The organism is Pseudarthrobacter sp. AB1 (assembly GCF_014926485.1).
Taxonomy (GTDB): Bacteria; Actinomycetota; Actinomycetes; order Actinomycetales; family Micrococcaceae; genus Arthrobacter.
Genome location: NZ_PZKO01000005.1, coordinates 76,401 through 94,486 on the forward strand (window position 1 = coordinate 76,401; position 18,086 = coordinate 94,486).

18 protein-coding genes and 4 pseudogenes are annotated in these 18,086 nt (G+C 62.7%); 18 read left to right on the plus strand and 4 right to left on the minus strand.

Features of this window, described 5'->3' with window-relative positions; genetic code table 11:
* Nucleotides 1–195: 195 nt before the first annotated feature.
* The 9 genes and pseudogenes from DAD99_RS00725 to DAD99_RS00760 all read left to right on the plus strand — a co-directional run bounded on the left by DAD99_RS00725 (nt 196) and on the right by DAD99_RS00760 (nt 5,641).
* On the plus strand, nt 196–666 hold the full coding sequence (locus tag DAD99_RS00725) for a pyridoxamine 5'-phosphate oxidase family protein (RefSeq protein ID WP_193339931.1): 471 nt from the start codon (nt 196–198) through the stop codon (nt 664–666).
* Nucleotides 667–1,190: 524 nt separating this feature from the next.
* Nucleotides 1,191–1,451 carry an SHOCT domain-containing protein gene (locus tag DAD99_RS00730; RefSeq protein WP_193339932.1) on the plus strand — a complete coding sequence of 87 codons (261 nt, stop codon included), beginning with the start codon at nt 1,191–1,193 and terminating at the stop codon, nt 1,449–1,451.
* On the plus strand, nt 1,448–2,014 hold the full coding sequence (locus tag DAD99_RS00735) for a sulfocyanin-like copper-binding protein (RefSeq protein ID WP_193339933.1): 567 nt from the start codon (nt 1,448–1,450) through the stop codon (nt 2,012–2,014). The genes DAD99_RS00730 and DAD99_RS00735 overlap by 4 nt, the downstream gene beginning before the upstream one ends.
* A gap of 240 nt (nt 2,015–2,254) precedes the next feature.
* Nucleotides 2,255–2,413: a hypothetical protein gene (locus DAD99_RS00740; RefSeq protein WP_193339934.1), complete on the plus strand. Its 159-nt coding sequence runs from the start codon at nt 2,255–2,257 to the stop codon at nt 2,411–2,413.
* A 192-nt stretch (nt 2,414–2,605) separates the two neighbouring features.
* Nucleotides 2,606–3,020: pseudogene (locus tag DAD99_RS21440) on the plus strand (DUF5129 domain-containing protein); the annotation flags it as partial.
* A 57-nt stretch (nt 3,021–3,077) separates the two neighbouring features.
* Complete coding sequence (locus DAD99_RS21445) at nt 3,078–3,725, plus strand: DUF5129 domain-containing protein (protein ID WP_309233166.1); 648 nt, start codon at nt 3,078–3,080, stop codon at nt 3,723–3,725.
* A 79-nt stretch (nt 3,726–3,804) separates the two neighbouring features.
* Entirely contained in the window at nt 3,805–4,278 is a 474-nt protein-coding gene (locus DAD99_RS00750; protein WP_193339935.1) for a universal stress protein, read from the plus strand.
* Nucleotides 4,265–5,131 (plus strand): universal stress protein, encoded by an 867-nt coding sequence (locus DAD99_RS00755; protein ID WP_193339936.1) that lies wholly within the window; start codon nt 4,265–4,267, stop codon nt 5,129–5,131. The genes DAD99_RS00750 and DAD99_RS00755 overlap by 14 nt, the downstream gene beginning before the upstream one ends.
* A gap of 12 nt (nt 5,132–5,143) precedes the next feature.
* The gene (locus DAD99_RS00760; protein ID WP_193339937.1) at nt 5,144–5,641 is read left to right on the plus strand and encodes a pyridoxamine 5'-phosphate oxidase family protein; all 498 of its coding nucleotides are present in this window, start codon (nt 5,144–5,146) and stop codon (nt 5,639–5,641) included.
* Here DAD99_RS00760 and DAD99_RS00765 read toward each other — a convergent pair.
* A pseudogene (locus tag DAD99_RS00765) lies at nt 5,553–5,933 on the minus strand (heavy metal translocating P-type ATPase); the annotation flags it as partial. The gene DAD99_RS00760 and the pseudogene DAD99_RS00765 sit on opposite strands and share 89 nt — an antisense overlap.
* 286 nt (nt 5,934–6,219) lie before the next feature.
* Here DAD99_RS00765 and DAD99_RS00770 point away from each other — a divergent pair.
* On the plus strand, nt 6,220–6,903 hold the full coding sequence (locus tag DAD99_RS00770; RefSeq protein WP_193339938.1) for a response regulator transcription factor: 684 nt from the start codon (nt 6,220–6,222) through the stop codon (nt 6,901–6,903).
* A gap of 3 nt (nt 6,904–6,906) precedes the next feature.
* Here DAD99_RS00770 and DAD99_RS00775 read toward each other — a convergent pair whose 3' ends face one another.
* The gene (locus tag DAD99_RS00775; RefSeq protein ID WP_193339939.1) at nt 6,907–8,568 is read right to left on the minus strand and encodes a GAF domain-containing sensor histidine kinase; all 1,662 of its coding nucleotides are present in this window, start codon (nt 8,566–8,568) and stop codon (nt 6,907–6,909) included.
* A 317-nt stretch (nt 8,569–8,885) separates the two neighbouring features.
* Here DAD99_RS00775 and DAD99_RS00780 point away from each other — a divergent pair, with 317 nt between their 5' ends.
* The 7 genes and pseudogenes from DAD99_RS00780 to DAD99_RS21450 form a co-directional block, all read left to right on the plus strand.
* Nucleotides 8,886–9,254: a pyridoxamine 5'-phosphate oxidase family protein gene (locus tag DAD99_RS00780; protein ID WP_309233167.1), complete on the plus strand. Its 369-nt coding sequence runs from the start codon at nt 8,886–8,888 to the stop codon at nt 9,252–9,254.
* A gap of 49 nt (nt 9,255–9,303) precedes the next feature.
* Nucleotides 9,304–9,771, plus strand: a complete 468-nt coding sequence (locus tag DAD99_RS00785) for a universal stress protein (RefSeq protein WP_193339941.1) — start codon at nt 9,304–9,306, stop codon at nt 9,769–9,771.
* 59 nt (nt 9,772–9,830) lie between these two features.
* Nucleotides 9,831–10,694 (plus strand): universal stress protein, encoded by an 864-nt coding sequence (locus DAD99_RS00790; RefSeq protein ID WP_193339942.1) that lies wholly within the window; start codon nt 9,831–9,833, stop codon nt 10,692–10,694.
* Nucleotides 10,695–10,832: 138 nt separating this feature from the next.
* Complete coding sequence (locus DAD99_RS00795) at nt 10,833–11,888, plus strand: zinc-dependent alcohol dehydrogenase family protein (protein WP_193339943.1); 1,056 nt, start codon at nt 10,833–10,835, stop codon at nt 11,886–11,888.
* Nucleotides 11,889–12,000: 112 nt separating this feature from the next.
* Nucleotides 12,001–12,534: a flavodoxin domain-containing protein gene (locus DAD99_RS00800; RefSeq protein ID WP_193339944.1), complete on the plus strand. Its 534-nt coding sequence runs from the start codon at nt 12,001–12,003 to the stop codon at nt 12,532–12,534.
* A 279-nt stretch (nt 12,535–12,813) separates the two neighbouring features.
* Nucleotides 12,814–13,365 (plus strand): annotated as a pseudogene (locus DAD99_RS00805) (cation-translocating P-type ATPase); the annotation flags it as partial.
* A gap of 289 nt (nt 13,366–13,654) precedes the next feature.
* Nucleotides 13,655–13,735: pseudogene (locus tag DAD99_RS21450) on the plus strand (recombinase family protein); the annotation flags it as partial.
* 153 nt (nt 13,736–13,888) lie between these two features.
* Here DAD99_RS21450 and DAD99_RS00810 read toward each other — a convergent pair.
* Nucleotides 13,889–15,997 (minus strand): type IIA DNA topoisomerase subunit B, encoded by a 2,109-nt coding sequence (locus DAD99_RS00810; protein ID WP_193339945.1) that lies wholly within the window; start codon nt 15,995–15,997, stop codon nt 13,889–13,891.
* A gap of 256 nt (nt 15,998–16,253) precedes the next feature.
* Here DAD99_RS00810 and DAD99_RS00815 point away from each other — a divergent pair, with 256 nt between their 5' ends.
* Nucleotides 16,254–16,475: a hypothetical protein gene (locus tag DAD99_RS00815; RefSeq protein ID WP_160670061.1), complete on the plus strand. Its 222-nt coding sequence runs from the start codon at nt 16,254–16,256 to the stop codon at nt 16,473–16,475.
* 198 nt (nt 16,476–16,673) lie between these two features.
* Here DAD99_RS00815 and DAD99_RS00820 read toward each other — a convergent pair whose 3' ends face one another.
* Nucleotides 16,674–17,975, minus strand: coding sequence for an RNA polymerase sigma factor (locus DAD99_RS00820; protein ID WP_193339946.1), 1,302 nt, complete (start codon nt 17,973–17,975; stop codon nt 16,674–16,676).
* Nucleotides 17,976–18,086 lie beyond the last annotated feature (111 nt).

Here is an 18,086-nt window from a genome sequence, read left to right on the forward strand (position 1 = left end):
TTACGTGGAATTCGAACCGTCGCGAATCAGCGGGGGGCACGTCAACTTGGGTGAGCAGCCAGAGCGCTTCTGACCCGGCACAAGTCCCTGCTCCTGTTGGAGGTTCTGACCGGCGGTACGAGGACGATTTTCAGCCTCACCGATATTCCGGCTTTAGGCCCTGCCACGTCGAGCAACACCGCATAGGATCGCTACATGACCGAAAAGAACATAGTGCCCGAGGCAGAGATTCTCGATCTGGATGATTGTTGGAGGCTACTTGGTGAAACGACCCTGGGACGGCTCGCGGTTATCGTAGACGGCCATCCAGACGTCTTTCCGGTGAACTTCACAGTAGATAACCAGACCCTCGTCTTTCGCACCGGCAGCGGAACCAAGCAGCAGGCGATTGAAGCCGACGACATTGTTGCCTTGGAGGCGGATGCTGTGAGCGCCGAATTCGGCTTTGCCTGGAGTGTTGTGGTCAAGGGCCGGGCCGAGGAGACTACGCCCACCGGTCCAGCCATGGACGAAATCCGTCGCGCACTTTTTCCTTGGCAGGGAGTTGGACAAGACCTTCTGATCCGGATCACTCCCCAGGCGGTAACTGGCAGGCGTTTCAGCGTCACCACCCCCATGATGTGGCACAGATCCGTGGACGACGCCAGCCGCCCGGGACTGGAGTAGGGCAGCGGGACTTGAACTAAGCAGCCGAGCCCGAACGGTACGGGCGGTTCGACCCAAGGTCGATTTATTCATCGGATGGACTTGGTCCAGTGAGCTCCGACCTCAACAGGGGGTATCGGGGCGCCCTCCGGCGTTTTGTCGTCCTTGAGACAAGTACCGAAACGTGTGAGCGGGCTGCAAGCCATGCTCACGGTCCCAATGAAGTCGCACCGAACGAAGCTATGCGGGCGGCCACTTCAATCCGGGCGAGCAGGCCGATCTGTTCTGACTCGGCACCCGCTGCCCTGCCTTCATAGATTCAACACGCTGAACTTGACAGGGAACGTCAAGGGCATTACCGGCCACTACAAGATGGACAAGATGCTGCCCGACGAGGAACCGCGCCTGAAGTTCGACCAGGGCCGCGCACCTGACAACAGGGCAGGAGGACATCTTATGGGACCAAGGACCCTATTTTCCCGACCCGGCACAGGCAATGATGTAAGCGCGTCAGCAGTCACCAACGAGGAGAACGAGGTCCGGACATGATGTATGGATGGTATGGCGACGGGGGCATCGTCGGCTGGGTGGTCATGGCCATGATGATGCTGCTGTTCTGGGGAGCGGTGGCGGCGGTGGTGATTCTTCTGATCCGCGGCGGACGGCCCGGGGCCGGTGGTTCATACGGGCCTCCGCACTCTCCGAACAGTGACCCGGAACGGATCCTCAACGAACGCTTCGCCCGCGGCGAAATCGACGCGAACGAGCTCAGTGAGCGCCGCGCCGTCCTTCGAAATAAGCAATGAAAACCCTATCCGGCAAGGCGCAGGTTTTCCTCGGTGCCATCGCAGCGCTTGTCCTGACTGCCGTGTCCATGCTGGTCGTGGTTTTCGTGAGCGGCGGCACGAACCCGGGCTCCGCGTTTCCCGAATCAGTCCGATGCACCGCGCCCGATCTCGCCGGAACGGTCATCAGCGTCACGGCCTCCGACATGGGAGGTGCCATGATGGGTGGTTCCGGGATGATGCGCGGGAGCATGCTTCTGAGCGCAGACAGGGCCACCGCGGCCGGCGGCGAGGTGTCCTTTCTCGTCACCAACACCGGCAACATCCCCCACGAAATGATGATCGTCCCGTTGGCAGATACCCAAATTGTAGGAACCCGCCCGGTCGGACGGGACGGAAAAATCGATGAGCGTGGCAGTTTGGCTGAGGCCGCCGCCACCTGCGCCGAAGGCGAAGGAAACGGCATCCTCCCGACGGCGGCCGGTTGGATCAGCCTGGATCTTGCACCAGGGCGGTATGAACTGTTCTGCAATCTCCCGGGCCACTATTGGGCCGGGATGTACACCCACCTCACGGTCACCTAACCATCCGGACCCGCTCAAGCCTGGACGCCGGAGCGCGGACGAGCCCGGCGATACGCACGGTATCCTCCATGCCCGCCAGGTTGATTCAAGGCTCCTGGTTCCTGACTTGAGAAGAATGCTTAGACACATCCATCCCAACAGGGCGTCGGGCCCCTATCTTGCAACGACATGAACCCCGGATTCACCACCGACCGCGAAGCCACAAAACCGGGAACACTCCAATGTCAGCAAAGAAGAATCATGAGCGTCACAGCATTCCCTGTCCCTGTCGGTGCCGTCGTCGACCCCGCGGAGATCGCGCTGCCGCCAACCCGGCCGACAAAGAACCCCGCCGCCCACGCCCTGCCAGTGGCGGTCATCGGGGCGGCCGCCATCCTCGCGACGAGCTACTGGCGTTAGGTGCGGCCCTGGCAACTCACCTGGGGCGCCACCGGCGACGAAGTCGCAGCGATCATGCCCGGCGATGACGTGGGAGTTCTACCTGAGAGGACCTTCCACGGAGCCCGATCCCTTGAAATGGCAGACAAAAATCGTTCGGCCGGTTGCCTGATGCTCAAGACGTTCAGGCTTCTGCTGCTGCTGGTGGTTGCGATGTTGCTGGGAAGCGGCCCTGCAGCCTTCGCAGTCACGCCCATCGACGTCGTTGTGGAGGACCGGGCGGGAGTTCTCGACCGCGACACCCTCGTCCCGGCGACCACTGCGATCGAGTTCCACAAGCACACCAAGGTGGCTGTGTACACGTACAACGGGAATGTCGCGGACAACCAGAATGAGGGGGTTCTCAGGTTCGCCCGGGCCGAACACCCTGACTGGATCAGCCCCGACGGCCAGAAATGGGCCGACGGTCGCTTTATCTTCGCCCTCGATCCTGTAGGCCGGCATGTGGGCACCTACATGGGAGAGGACCGCAAGGTTTCCCTGGAACGACGCGATGACATTCAGAATGCTGCCAAGGATCTCCTGCGGGACGCCCAATGGACGAGGGGACCGTCGCCGGTGTCCGGCGCTGGGCCGAACTGATCAACCAGCCCTGGTACCAGTCAGCTGCTTTCTTGGTCACCGCGTGGGTGACCGGCGCGGCCGGGAGTATGCAGACGCGGCGGCCGATCTGGATGCCCTGGACGACGTTATCGCTGACAGCAATGCGTTGCTCAACAGGTTCACTATATGGCCCACTGCCTGGGACCGGCAGTTGGCGCCCTTCCGAAGTGATCTGGCGAGGTTGGAGCAACTCCTCAGCAAACGTAACGGGCAAGGGGACTCCGCTACCGCCGCGGCGCTCAGGTCCTTCCGAGATGAGAGCCTCCGCGAGATGGAGCGCTGGACCGCCGAGCTCGCGGACGGGACGATCGCACCGGAAAGGGCACTCGACAACCTTCGTGACAGGCGGAGCCACCTTTCCGCTCTTTTGAAGAACCATGCCGAAACCGTGATCGAAGGCTTTGCCAAAACCGAACGGGAAGCCAAGCTCATGCGCAAGGAGATGAAGAATGCGCAGGATGGCCCGGACCACCGCCACCCACGGAGTTACGAACCCAGCATCCTCGGCACCGTCTACCCGTCCTACTATTTCTTCTCAATTCCTGCCTTCAACTCCGGCCTGAACACCGGCGTCGGTAGCGTCAGCACTGCCAGGGGCGGCAGCGGAACCACCGCTTACGGAAGCAGCGGTGGAAGCTTCTCCGGCTCAGGCAGTTCCTCGAGTTTCTAGGTGACTTTCGGCCCTACAGGTCCGATGTTCCAGGCCGCAGGCTGGAGAGGCAGCAAACGCGCAGTGAAGGGAATTGGACATGGAAGACTCAGCGTCGGAGGCTGCCACGTTTGTGGTGGGGGTGGACGGATCGGAGGCCTCCGTGGAAGCGCTTCGGCAGGCCCAGCGGTTGGCTGTCCCCCTGGGGGCCAAGATTTTGGCCACCGCCTACTGGGATGATCCGCAGGTTTACGCCGGATACGTGGCGATGGGCATAGACCGTTTCGAGGAACGCGTCATGATCATCCTCAACGACGCCATGGAACAGGCCTTCGGGCACGAGATTCCGCCGAATGTCACTCCACGCGTCGTACGGGGCCACCCCAGAGACTCACTCATAGATGCTAGCCGCCACGCCGACATGATTATTGTTGGCAGGCGTGGCCATGGAGGATTCGGTGGCCTGCTCCTGGGATCCGTCAGCTCAGCCTGTGTCGCCCGTGCGCACTGCCCCGTACTAGTTGTTCATAGCCCCGACAAAGATAAGAGGACAAGCCTCCGTGAGAACGTCTGAACCGATCGCCGTCGCCACCAACGACTCTCCGCAAAGCCAGGCAGCCGTACGGTGGGCTGCCCGGCGGGCTGCCAGTGCTGGCCTGCCGCTGATCATTCTGTACGTTGTTGACGACCGTTGGGTGGCAGAACCCATCCCCTGGACCGGAGTGCTGCTGGAGAAGGCTGAAGAACTGGTGGAAACCGCTGCCGGGCGGGTGAGGGGCACCGTCCCGGTAGAGGTCACGACCAAAGTCCTGGAAGGAGGCATTGGCGACTCCCTGCGTAAGTACTCCAGCAAGGTGTCGATGCTGGTGGTCGGGTCCGGGGCCGCCCACTTGGGTGGTTCGCTGACCGACCGGGCGTTGCACGTCGCCGCCGCAGCCAAGTGCCCCGTTGCCGTCGTCGAAATGGACGACCTTGAGGGCCGCAGCGGAATCCTGGTGGGCGTTGACGGTTCGGAAGAATCCACCCAGGCCGTTGCCTTTGCAGCTGCCGAGGCGGACCGGGAGGGCCAGGAGGTTACGGTGCTGTACGCCTTCACCGGCCCCAACCGTTGGGTCAAGGCGGGCCTTCCTTCCAGCAGCCTCGCCGAACTGGTTGTCGAAGAGGAGCAGATCGTCCTGTCCGAGACAGTGGCCGGGCTCCGCGAGGACTACCCGGACCTTGTGGTGCACAAAATCATGGAAACCAGGAAGGAACCGGCCGCGGCGCTGGTAGGGGCCGCAGCCGCCGCCCAATTGCTGGTGCTCGGCAGCCGCGGCCGGGGCGGCTTCAAACGGCTGCTCCTGGGTTCCACGGCCCACGGGGTTCTGACCCATCTGCCATGCCCCACAGTGATAACCCCCATCCAACGCATGAAGCACAAGAAGTAGCGGCCCGGCAGCATGCACGGCAACGACGCAGACCCGGAAACGGAAACCTTGGACATTCATGACTGCTGGAAGTACCTCCGATCGGCGTCGGTCTGCCGGGTCGCTCTGACCGTTGACGGAGGGCCGGAAATTTTCCCCGTGAACTACGTCCCCGACCACGGGACCGTGGTCTTCCGCACCGGCCCGGGTACCAAACTGGACGCTGTGTTCAGTGGCAATCCAGTCGCGCTGGAGGCTGACGGCTTGAACACCTACGGCACCATCGCTTGGAGTGTCATCATCAAGGGAACTGCTGAGGTTGTGGACTCGCAGAAGGACTTCCAGGAGGCAGCAGACGCCGGGCTCTCACCCTGGCAGGCGGGCAGCAAGGAGCATCTTGTCCGCGTAACACCGACGGAAATCACCGGCCGGCGCTTTGTTATCAATCCCCCGTCCCGCTGGTGGCCGCCGCTGGACTCCCCGGGACCTGGGTGTCACCAGCCAGGGCACGAAGGGCGTTCAGGATCGTAGCCAAGTTCACCAACTCCTGAAGGAGGGCGCCGGCTACGGCGGGAATGTAGCCGAATGCCGCTGCAATCATCAGCCCGATGCTGAAGAGGACGCCGGTCCAGATGCTCGCCAGCGCAATCTTGACTGTGCGCTGTCCGATTTCGACGGCCAGCGCCGCCTTGGACAGGTCGTCAAGCATGATGACGACGTCGGCGGACTCGCTCGCCGCCGTTGACCCCTTGGCGTCCATGGTAATCCCGATGTCTGCTGCGGCCAGCACCAGGGCATCGTTCCAGGCGTCGCCGGTAAGGAGAAGCGTTTCCTGGATACCCAGCCGGCGCAGTGCCGACAGTGTGGTCATTCGTGCAGGTCCGAGTAGCGCGCTTCGTCCTCCTGGAGGTTTCCGCTGTCGAAACGGCCGGTGGCACAACGACCTCCCGGTTCCAGCGGCAGGGGTAGGGCCATGGGTCACAGCGTCCGGGCGCCAGCCGTTCGGGTCATTCGGCCCTTGTGGCATCTTGGCTGTTCCTAAAGAATGAGTCAGGCACAGGAAGGGGCACCTTCGGTGCCCTTGGAACGGCAGCGCGGAAGGGATTGGAATGAACGCCACTGCAGCATCGGAGAACGAGGTTGCCTCGCCCAACACCGGCATCAGGGTGTTCATCCTTGACGATCATGAACTGGTCCGCCGAGGACTCCAGGACCTCCTGGAGAGCGAGGGATTCGTCGTCGTCGGTATGTCCGGCTCCGCCGCCGAAGCGACACGCCGAATTCCCGCACTGCAGCCGGACGTGGCAATCCTTGATGCGCGGTTGCCGGATGGGACAGGCATCGAGGTCTGCCGCGATGTCCATTCAGTTGACGAAACGATCAATTGCCTGATTCTTACAAGCTACGACGACGAGCGGGCGCTCCGCGGTGCGGTCCTGGCCGGGGCCTCAGGGTACGTTCTCAAGGAAATAGGGGGTTCGGACCTGATCGGTGCCCTGCGTCGCGCTGCCAGGGGTGAATCCCTGTTTGATGCCGACCTGAAAGCCAGGATCGTTCAGGGACTGGCAGAACCTCAGCGCGTGGACCCAAGGGTCGCGTCGCTCACCCGGCAGGAGCGAAGGGTGCTGGAGCTTGTCGGGGAGGGTCTGACAAACCGTCAGATTGGCGAACGTATGCTTCTCGCGGAAAAGACAGTGAAGAACTACGTCTCGTCCCTGCTTGCGAAGCTGGGTTTCGAGCGGCGGACGCAGGCCGCGGTCCACATGGCACAGCATTCCTCCCCTGACCAGTAGCAGTCAAAAAACCGGAGCCCTCCAGATGAATTCCGTTCCCGTCCCGTGGGAGCTGGACACCTCGAAAGTGCCACCCAGCGTCCGGGCTCTGTGTTCCATGTTCAACAGTCCGTTGCCAGGCGAAGGGACCGTGAATCCTGTGCCGTTGTCCTGGATCACGACGCTGGCGAATCCGTCCTCCACGGAAACTGAAACGCGGATCGTTTCCGCTCCCGAGTGGCGAACTGCGTTGCTCAGCCCTTCGGTGATGACAGCCAAAATGTTCGGGACAGTTTCCCCGTCCCGGATCGCGTCGATTGGCCCCGTCAGCGTCAGGAGCGGAACGAAAGGCAATGACTGCGTGCCGGTGCGGACCACTTGAAGGATACGGCTGCTGAGAAGTTCCTTCTCGGTCTCGGTCTCGGAGTCGCTCAGTGAATAGATGGTGTTGCGAAGCTCCCGGATGGTCTCGTCAAGTTCCCCAGTCACAGTCCGGATGGTACTGGCTGCCGAGTCACCGGTCAGGTGACGCCGGAGGCTTTGGATGCTGAGTCCCGCTGCGAACAGTCGCTGGATGACGAGGTCGTGGAGGTCGCGGGCGATCCGGTCTCTGTCGCTGAATACGGCAATCTGTTCCCGCATCCGGTGCGCCCGGGCCAGTTCGAGCGCAAGTGCAACGTGCGACCCGAACACCGGACCCATTTCCATGTCCGTCCTGCTGAATGTCCCGGAAGCCCAATCACGCTGGAGGACGAGGAGCCCGTGGTGGGTGCCGCGGGCGCTGAGGTCGATAACCAGCAGCCGACCCGCAACCACCCCCTCGCCGTCGCCAAAGGCGGACGATGCGTCTTCAATCAAAGCTGCCTTGCCCGAAGCCAGGACGGTGTCGATTTGGACAGAGTCAAACGGCAAGAGCCGTCCAACCCACTCCGAAGCGGCCTTTCCTGCAGCGCCCTCGATGCGGAATAAGTTGGATTTGTCCTCCGGGACCAGAATGAGGGCAAGTGAAGAGCTGGACTCTCGGAGTGCTCGGGCGGCGATTATGTCAAGACCCCCATTCTGGCCCTCCGGTGCCTGCTCGTCGCCCATCATCTTGCCCGTCACATCCATGCACGCCTGCAGCCATGCGGTTCTGCGCCGGGCATCGTCATAGAGCCTGGCGTTTTCAATGGCGACGCCGGCGGCTGCAGCAAGTGCCTCGGCCAGCTCCTCGTCTTCATCCGTGAAGTCGCCGCCACCCCTTTTTTGGGTCAGGTAAAGGTTGCCGAACACAACATCCCTCACCCTGACAGGCACCCCGAGGAAAGATTTCATCGGCGGATGATTCTTGGGAAACCCGTAAGCGGCCGGATGTTGGCTAAGATCGTGCAGCCGCAACGGCTTCGGATCGCGGGTCAGTAGGCCTAGAACGCCATGTCCTGTGGGGAGTGGGCCAATATTATGGGCGAGGTCAGTATCGATCCCCACAGTGATGAAATGGCTCAGGGCACGGTCGCTTCCGATGACGCCCAACGCACCGTACTCAGCCTGGAGGAGGTCACAGGCCGAACTGACCACCCTTTGCAGCAAGGCCTCCAGACTCAGGTCCTCAGCCAAGGCGACGACGGCATTCAGGAGCCCCTGCATCCGTTGTTGGTCGCTCACCAGTTCCCCGGAACGGTCAAAGTCGGTATGAACTTCGTCCATTCGAGGGCCGGCAGTAGATTGCCAGTGCTCTCCGGTTGGCCTGGTGGGTTCGCTCACGGAAATCGCCTTTCCTCGGAATTCGGCCGCGAGTGCAGGGGCAACCGGCTGTTGCAGTCGCACACAGACTACGCCCCCTCGGCGGCTTTCATCCATGTCCAGGTTGGCCCAGGGGTCTTTGTGCCCTACATTGCGGGGCGTACCCGCTCCCATGCTCATGGCATGACGACTGACGCAACGCTACCGGAGACCGCCGAGTCCCAACGGAGCAGAGCTGGAAGTTGCTGCGGGGTGATTCCGTGGGCCGCCTTGCTGTGTGGGTGAGCGACCACCCCGAGATCTTTCCCATCAATTACAAGGTTGATCATGAATCACTGGTCTTCCGAACGGGTGCCGGCACCAAGCTTGCGGCCGCATTGGGCAAGACGGTGGCTTTTGAAGTCGATGGCACAGCCCCGAATGGCGGCATCGCCTGGAGTGTTGTCTTGAAAGGGTCTGCCGCGACGCTCCCCCGGACTCCTGAACTGCTGGCCCACATCGAACAGTTGCTATTTCCGTGGGAGACGGGCCGCAAGGACCATTCCCTCCGTATTTCCCCGGAGAGCGTCACTGGAAGGCGGTTCAAGGTTGCCGGCCCACTGACCTGGGGTGGTCCCTTGGACGAGGCCACCCGCGCTGGATTGGAGTGACCCTTCATGAGGGCGGTGGGTAAGTGCGCCCTTAGAGAAAGGAACTGCCATGAGTGATAGCGAACGCATTCTTGTCGGAATCGACGGTTCCGAATGCTCCCCCGCGACGCTGTGCCTTGCAGGGCGGCTGGCACCCGCATTGACCGCCCCGCTGCACGTCATCACGTGCCTGGGCTTCTCCGACTTCTACCTACCCGCGCACCTGCATCCCGGGTACATCGATAATACGGCAGAGCTCGAGGCGATCGCCAAAGGCCTCACGGAACAAGCCATCGACACAGACTATGGCCCGGAGCGCCCGGAACATCTCACGACAGCTGTGAAAGTGGGATCGCCGGCGAAAGTTCTGGTGGAAGAAAGCCTGAACGCACAACTGCTGGTTGTCGGGCGGCGCGGCCACGGCGGCCTCTTCGGCCAGCTCATGGGCTCCGTGAGCGCAGCGTGTGCAGCCCATGCGCATCGCCCTGTGCTGGTGGTCAGCCAGGATGCCGAGGAAGACCGTGAAACAAACCCCTGAACCGCCGGCAGACCCGCGGCAGTCTTCCGCTGACGAGGGCGCCCAAGCCGGGTCCAGCCATGCTCACCCCTGACCGCGTGGTGGTTGGCTACGACGGGTCGGCTGAATCAGCCCTCGCTGCGCGATGGGCCGCACGGCACGCAGCGCTTTTGGATTGTGAACTACAGGTGGTTCATTGCTCCCTGTGGCCGCTGCTGACCAACGACCTCGGACCCGTCAAGGGCATAGCCGGCAGCGGCCTGCACCATAAGGCGCAGGCCATCCTTGATGAGGGGCAAGCTGAGGCGCTTTCCGTGGCGCCCCGGGTCAGGATCCGGAGCACCCTCCTGTACGGACTCCCTGCAGGCCATCTCCGCCGGACCGCCGACGGAGCGCGGATGCTGGTTCTTGGCAGCCGCGGAATCGGTGGCTTCATGGGACTTCTGGTGGGATCCGTAAGTCTGGAACTCACGGCGACGGCCTCCTGTCCCGTTGCGGTCACCCGGTTCGACAAGAACCCGGAAGGGCGCATTGTGGTGGGAATTGACTCTTCCGGGTCGGCGGGCGCTCTTAATATTGCAGGTGCCCTGGCAAGCGCTACGGGAGCGGACCTGACGATCTTCCACGTCATCCGGCCCCATGACGGCACCTCCAACGAGGGCGGAGGCGGCCAAATGGCGGCACGTCGTCTCCTACAGACGGCGGCTCACGACGCCCAGGCTCTGGCTCCGCAGGCGACTATCAGCCAGAACGTCGCCCAGGATACTTCAGTCCCGCGGGCGCTCCTCAATGCCTCCCGCGGCGCCGCCCTCATCGTTGTCGGCAGCAAAGGCCGGGGGCTCCTCAGAGGAACCATCGGGTCAAATGCCCATGCAATCCTTCACCACGCCACGGGCCCCGTCATAATCTCCCGGCAACTGGAGCCCGGAGGGACCGCGGACTAATCAACGATCTGAGCCACCGCCGTCGAACTTCCGGGACCTTGGTCCCTTACCGCCAAGGCAACCGGGCGTCATCGTTGAGGTGGAGCAGCATTCCGCGCGCGCCCTGGACTCCATCATCAGCAACAGGCAGGAACAGTTATGAAAGCTATCGTTTACGGCGGGCCCGGAATGAAGTCCTGGACAGATGTTCCTGATCCGGTGATAAGAAATCCCAGCGATGCCATTGTCAAAGTGGACACCACCACCATTTGCGGGACCGATCTGCACATCCTCAAAGGCGACGTCCCCGCGGTGACGGAAGGAAGAATCCTCGGCCACGAAGGAGTGGGCACCATCACCGAGGTCGGTTCATCCGTTACCAGCCTGAAACCGGGCGACCGCGTCATCATCTCCTGCATCAAGTCCTGTGGCCACTGCGCCAACTGCAAAAGCGGGCTCTATTCGCACTGCATGGGTGACGAGGGTGCCCCGGGCATCGGCTGGGTCTTCGGCCACCTGATCGACGGCACACAGGCCGAATACGTCCGCGTCCCCTACGCCGAAAACTCCCTGCACCTTCTGCCGGCCGGAGTGAGTGACGAGCAAGCCGTCATGCTCTCCGATATCCTCCCGACGGGCTTCGAGATCGGAGTGCAGTACGGCCGGGTGAAGCCCGGCGACACGGTGGCGGTGGTCGGGGCAGGTCCGGTGGGGCTGGCAGCAATCGCCACCGCCGGGCTCTACGGCGCGGCCACCATCATCGCCATCGACCTTGACGGGAACCGCCTGGAAAAGTCCCGCGAGTTTGGCGCTACCGACGTCGTGCACTCAGGGGACTCCGGCTGGAAGGAACAGGTGCTGGGCCTGACCGACGGCCAAGGTGTGGACGTGGCCATCGAGGCAGTGGGCATTCCCGCGACCTTCAGCATGTGTACCGACATCGTCCGGCCGGGCGGGAACGTCGCCAACGTCGGGGTACACGGGAAATCCGTGGAACTTCATGTGGAGAACCTGTGGATTCAGAACATCAACATCAGCATGGGACTCGTGAACGCCAACACCACCCCGATGCTGCTGAAACTCGTGGCCCAGGGAAAGCTCCCGGCGGAGAAGTTCGCGACGCACCACTTCCGTTTTGACCAGTTCATGGATGCCTACGACACTTTCAGCAGGGCCGCGGAAACAAGCGCCCTGAAAGTTGTGATCACCGCATGATGAGCTCGTTCTGCGTCCGGGGCACAGACGGGCCCTGCGCGGCGGAGTTATTGGAAAATACGGCCAGTTGGGCCCAGGGCCCGGCCTCGGAACTCGAGCGGAAGGCAACACTATGCAAGCAGCCATCGTTTACGAATCCCTCTACGGCAACACACACGCCATCGCCGATGCGATAGCGCAAGGGCTGGAAGAGGTGGCCGAACCCCACGTGATGTCCGTCGACGAGGCGGGCCAGACGCAGCCCACCGCCACCGATCTTCTGGTCGTGGGAGGGCCGACCCACATCCACGGCATGAGCAGGAAGCCGATGTGGGAACTGGCAGTCAAAGACGCCCTTGAACACCCGGAGAAGGGACTGGTCCCGGACGCCGCGGCGGGAGGACCGGGGTTGCGCGCATGGTTCGATTCCCTGGACGAGGCAACCGGGAAGGCGGCCGCCTTCGATACCCGGATGGAGGGCAACAAGTTGCTGACCGGGCACGCGTCCAAAGGCATCGCGAAGCGACTCAAGCAACATGGCCTTGAGCTCATAGCCGAGCCTGCAAGCTTCCTCGTCGATGACACCAACCAGCTTTTGCCCGGTGAAATCGACCGGGCACGGGAGTGGGGAAAGACGCTCGGCACAGCCCTCTCTACAACACCCTAAGGACGCCGCGTGAGCACGGCAGCGGCACCATATCCGCCCGGGGCTGACGCTCCCGTCGGATCCGGCCTCTCCGCCGCGGACGTCAGGGAAAGAACGCTGGCGGGCCTGGCCAACGGAGTACCTGACACTTCGAGCAGGAGCCTGTGGCAGATTATCCGGGCCAACGTGCTGACTCTGTTCAACGGCATTGTTGGCGGCTGCTTCCTGCTGTTGTTCTTCCTGGGGCAGTGGCAAGACGCGCTCTTCGGATTCGCCGCACTCAGTAACGCCGCCATCGGGGTGGTCCAGGAGTACAGGGCCAAGAGGCTGCTGGACCGGCTGGCTGTCGTTGATGCCGCTCGCGTACGGGTACTCCGTGGCGGCCTCGTGCAGGAAATTGCCGTTGCGGACGTGGTCCTGGGCGACATCACCGTGCTGCAGGCCGGTGACCAGGTCGTGGCGGACGCTGTCATCATCGACGACACTGGCCTGGAGGTTGACGAGTCCCTCCTCCCTGGGGAATCAGAGGCCGTGGACAAGGACCGGGGCTCGAGAGTGCTGTCCGGCTCTGCGGTCACGGCGGGGCAGGGCAGGGCGCGGGTGGTCGCCGTGGGGACCGGTTCGTATGCCAGCAGGCTCACCGCCGAGGCCAAACGGTATTCACTGGTCAATTCGGAGATACGCAACGGGATCGCCCGTGTCCTTCGTTGGATCAGCTGGGCCCTCCTGCCCGTCGTTGTGATCGTCACCAACGGCCAGATGCAGGCGAAGAGCGGCTGGGATGTGGCTTTCAACACCGGGACCTGGGTCGAGGCGCTTGTCGGAGCAGTGGCGGGAGCCATAGCCATGATTCCCTTGGGCTTTGTGCGTGGAGCTATTTCGCGACCAGAGGGTATTCTCTGGCCGCTTCAACAGCGATGTCGAAGGAATCCCTTGCCCGTTTCGATAGCTCGGGCAGAGTCGGATCGCTCCGGTCATCCGTGTGTAGGCCAGGCTCCCATGGATACTGCCGTGATAGGGAAACCAGAGCCAGGGCCAGTCAACGCTCCAGCTCACTCAACGCCAATGCGGCAGTCTGATCCGAATCATAGGTACGACGTTCTACGGGGTGGGGAACGTCGTCCCCGGGAGCTCGTGGACCCGCATCGAGTTTGTGAAGGAAAACCTCGTCTTCACCGGCGAAGACTCGCCCCTGGCGAACCCCATGCTCTCCGTCATGGGCCGGCTCTGCCCAGCGAATTCGGCATCAGCCGGGAAACCGTCTACCAATACATCCGAAACCCCGTCCACTAACCCAAACTTGGCGGCTCACGACACCCTCAGGAGGACCGGGCCCTGTGGGCTGTGCCTTCCTGGGCCGGGCCGTCACCGGTTGTCAGGCGTCGATCCGCTCCCGGTCCAGGCTGGAGGCGCCGGCGATGATGAAGTCTTTACGGGGGGCGACATCGGATCCCATCAGCAGGTCGAACGTGTCCTCCGCGTGCTTGGCATTCTCGATGCCCACTTTGCGCAGTGTCCGGTGCCGCGGATCCATGGTGGTTTCGGCCAGCTGCCCGGCGTCCATCTCGCCCAGGCCCTTGTACCGCTGGATCGGCTCCTTGTAGCGTTTGCCTTCCTCGGCCAGCCGGGCCAGGAGCACGTGCAGTTCGGTCTCCGAGTAGGTGTAGATCATGTCGTTGGCCTTCTGCCCGGCGTTGATGACCTCCACCCGGTGCAGCGGCGGCACGGCAGCATAGACCCGTCCGGCATCGATCATGGGGCGCATGTACCGGAAGAAGAGCGTCAACAGCAGCGTCCGGATGTGGGCGCCGTCCACGTCGGCGTCGGTCATCAGGATGACCTTGCCGTACCGGGCCGCGTTGATGTCGAAGCTGCGGCCCGAACCGGCTCCCACCACCTGGATCAGCGCAGCGCATTCCGCGTTGGACAGCATGTCTCCCACGGACGCCTTCTGCACGTTCAGGATCTTGCCGCGGATGGGCAACAGCGCCTGGAAGTCCGAGGACCGTGCCAGCTTGGCAGTTCCCAGCGCCGAGTCGCCTTCCACGATGAACAGTTCGGAACGGTCGACGTCGTCCGTCCGGCAGTCGGCGAGCTTGGTGGGCATGGACGAGGTTTCCAGGGCGTTCTTGCGCCGCTGGGTCTCCTTGTGCACCCGCGCGGAAATCCGGGACTTCATCTCGCTGACGATTTTTTCCAGGAGCAGCGCTGAGTGGGCCTTGTCGTTCCGGTTGGCTGAGTTCAGCTTCGCGGAGATCTCCTGCTCCACCACCTTCGCGACGATGGCGCGGACCGCGGAGGTGCCCAGGATCTCTTTGGTCTGGCCCTCGAACTGCGGCTCGGCCAACCGGACCGTCAGCACAGCCGTCAGCCCGGCAAAGATGTCGTCCTTCTCAATTTTGTCGTTCCCGGCCTTCAGCTTGCGGGCGTTGGCCTCCACTGCTTTCCGGAACGTCTTGACCAGCGCCTGCTCGAAACCTGACTGGTGGGTTCCGCCCTTGGGCGTCGCGATGATGTTGACGAAGCTGCGGACGGTGCTGTCATAGCCGATGCCCCAGCGGAGCGCCACGTCCACTTCACAGTCACGTTCAACCTCGGCAAGCTGGCTGTGCCCGCGCTCGTCAAGTACCGGGACGGTTTCCTTGAACTTACCCGAACCGTGCAGCCGCCAGACGTCGGTGACGGCGGGATCGGCGGCGAGGAACTCGACGAACTCGGACAGGCCGCCGTCGTGGTGGAACACCTCTTCGTGGCCCGCCGCTTCACCGGGGGTCCCTGCCAGCCTCCGCTCATCGCGGACGGTGAGCTTGAGCCCCGGCACCAGGAAGGAGGTCTGCCGGGCCCGCGCGGCCAGTTCGTCATAGGAGAACTTGGCGTCCGGCGTGAAAATCTGGCGGTCTGCCCAGTAGCGGATCCGGGTCCCGGTCACACCACGCTTCGCCTTGCCCACCACGTCCAGCACGGAACCGTCCACAAACGGGGCGAAGACTGCCGACGGGTCCAGCCTGGATCCCTGGTCCTTGAAGCGCCCCGGCTCGCCGCGCCGGAATGACATTTTGTAGGTTTTGCTGCCGCGGTCCACTTCAACGTCCAGGCGGGCAGACAGGGCGTTCACCACGGAGGCGCCCACGCCGTGCAGGCCGCCGGAGGCCGTGTAGGACCCGCCGCCGAACTTGCCGCCCGCATGGAGTTTGGTGAAGACCACCTCGACGCCGGTGAGTCCCGTCTTCGGTTCCACGTCCACGGGGATGCCGCGGCCGTCGTCGTGAATTTCCACCGAGTTGTCCGCGTGCAGGATGATCTTGATGTCGTGGCCAAAACCGGCAAGCGCTTCGTCCACCGAGTTGTCGATGATCTCCCACAGGCAGTGCATCAGCCCGCGCGAATCGGTGGAACCGATATACATGCCGGGGCGCTTGCGGACGGCTTCGAGGCCCTCCAGGACAGAAAGGTGCCGGGCGGTGTAATCGGAACTTGGTGCCACGGGCTGTGAACTCCTTCAGTGACGGAACAGCTGGCGCTGCGGGCGCTGCATCAAGCCTAGTCGGCGCGGCAGCAGACGGGTGACTGCCACACGGGGCCAAGGCTGTGGGCCGGGCCACTCGTTATCCTTCCGTGATGGAAACGTGCGCCTTGATCAATTCTTGTGGCTACGCGGACAGCGAACTTGACCCGTCCTTGCGATGGGATTGGTACGAATACTGGTTATATAGACATACAGATCTACTAAGGAGGCCGACATGACAACAGCAGTGGCAGACCGCACACTCAACGCACTGGACCGGTGCGATCGCTGCGGAGCTCAGGCATATGTCCGCGTTGTACTCGAGTCCTCCGGCGGTGAGCTGCTGTTCTGCGGCCACCATGCCCGTGCAATCGAGGCTACGCTGAGGCCGCTGAGCTCCGACTGGCACGACGAGACGGGCAGGCTTCACGAGAAGGCTCCCGTAGCCGTCGACTGACCGGACGCACCCAAACCTGACACACCAAAGAAGAGGACTCCTCCAGCCGGAGGGGTCCTCTTCTTTGTTATGGAGACCACGCATTCTTTGTTGTGGAGACCACGCGTTGAATCCCAAAGAGGAAAACGCGGGTCCCCTTCTCACCCCTCAATCCGAAGATGATGGGCGGAAGGTGACCGGCGCTGCCTGAGTCCCGATCTAGTCCAGGTAGTCCCGCAGGACCTGCGACCGTGACGGGTGGCGGAGCTTGGACATGGTCTTGGATTCGATCTGGCGGATACGCTCACGCGTAACGCCGTAGACCTTGCCGATTTCGTCTAAAGTCTTCGGCTGGCCGTCCGTCAGGCCGAAACGCATAGCCACCACGCCGGCTTCGCGCTCGGACAGGGTGTCCAGAACGGAATGCAGCTGTTCCTGCAAGAGCGTAAAGCTCACGGCATCAGCGGGAACCACGGCCTCGGAGTCCTCGATGAGGTCGCCGAACTCGGAGTCACCGTCTTCACCGAGCGGGGTGTGCAGGGAGATCGGTTCGCGGCCGTACTTCTGGACCTCGACGACCTTTTCAGGAGTCATGTCCAGTTCGAGGGCCAGTTCTTCGGGCGTGGGTTCGCGGCCCAGGTCCTGGAGCATTTGGCGCTGCACGCGGGCCAGCTTGTTGATGACTTCGACCATGTGCACCGGGATGCGGATGGTGCGGGCCTGATCTGCCATGGCGCGGGTGATGGCCTGGCGGATCCACCACGTGGCGTACGTGGAGAACTTGAAGCCCTTCGTGTAGTCGAACTTCTCGACAGCACGGATCAGACCCAGGTTGCCTTCCTGGATGAGGTCCAGAAACAGCATGCCTCGACCGGTGTAGCGCTTAGCCAGTGAAACCACCAGGCGTAGGTTGGCTTCGAGCAGGTGGTTCTTGGCACGCTTGCCGTCGTGGATGACGAATTCAAGTTCACGCTTGAACTTGGGTTCCATCGAGCCGTCGTCGGCGTTGATCTTCTCTTCGGCGAAGAGTCCGGCTTCGATCCGGAGCGCGAGGTCGACTTCCTGCTCGGCGTTGAGCAGCGCAACCTTACCGATCTGCTTGAGGTAATCCTTGACGGGGTCAGCCGTGGCACCGGCCGACATTACCTGCTGGACAGGGGCATCGTCGTCATCGGCATCCGAGTAGACAAAGCCCTTACCCGTTGCTGCTGAGGCGGCCTTGGCTGCGGTGATCTCGCTGTCATCGGCGATGTTGATGTCGTCGAGGTCCTCCTCAACGTCCTCGTCGTCGTCGCCGCGCGCGGATTTTCCGGCTGCTTCGGCAGCGGCTTTGGCGCCGGGCTTGGGCCCGCGCTTCTTGGGCTCAGGCTTGCCGTCCAAACCGGTGTCACCGGAGGCATCCTTGATGGCTTTGTTGGCTGCCCGCGTCGCTGCTCGCTTGGCGTTCGTTGCAGCCTGCTTCGCCTCAGGGGACAAATCGTCCTGGGCGGCGGGTTCCTTCTTCGCGGAAGACGGGGTCACAGAAAACCTTTCTAGCGGCGGTCTGTGGAATCACCATACGGGCAACACCACTATGACCCTGTCAAGTCCGTGATGAATATCAGGTGCAACCACGGCCGGCAGAGTCTACAA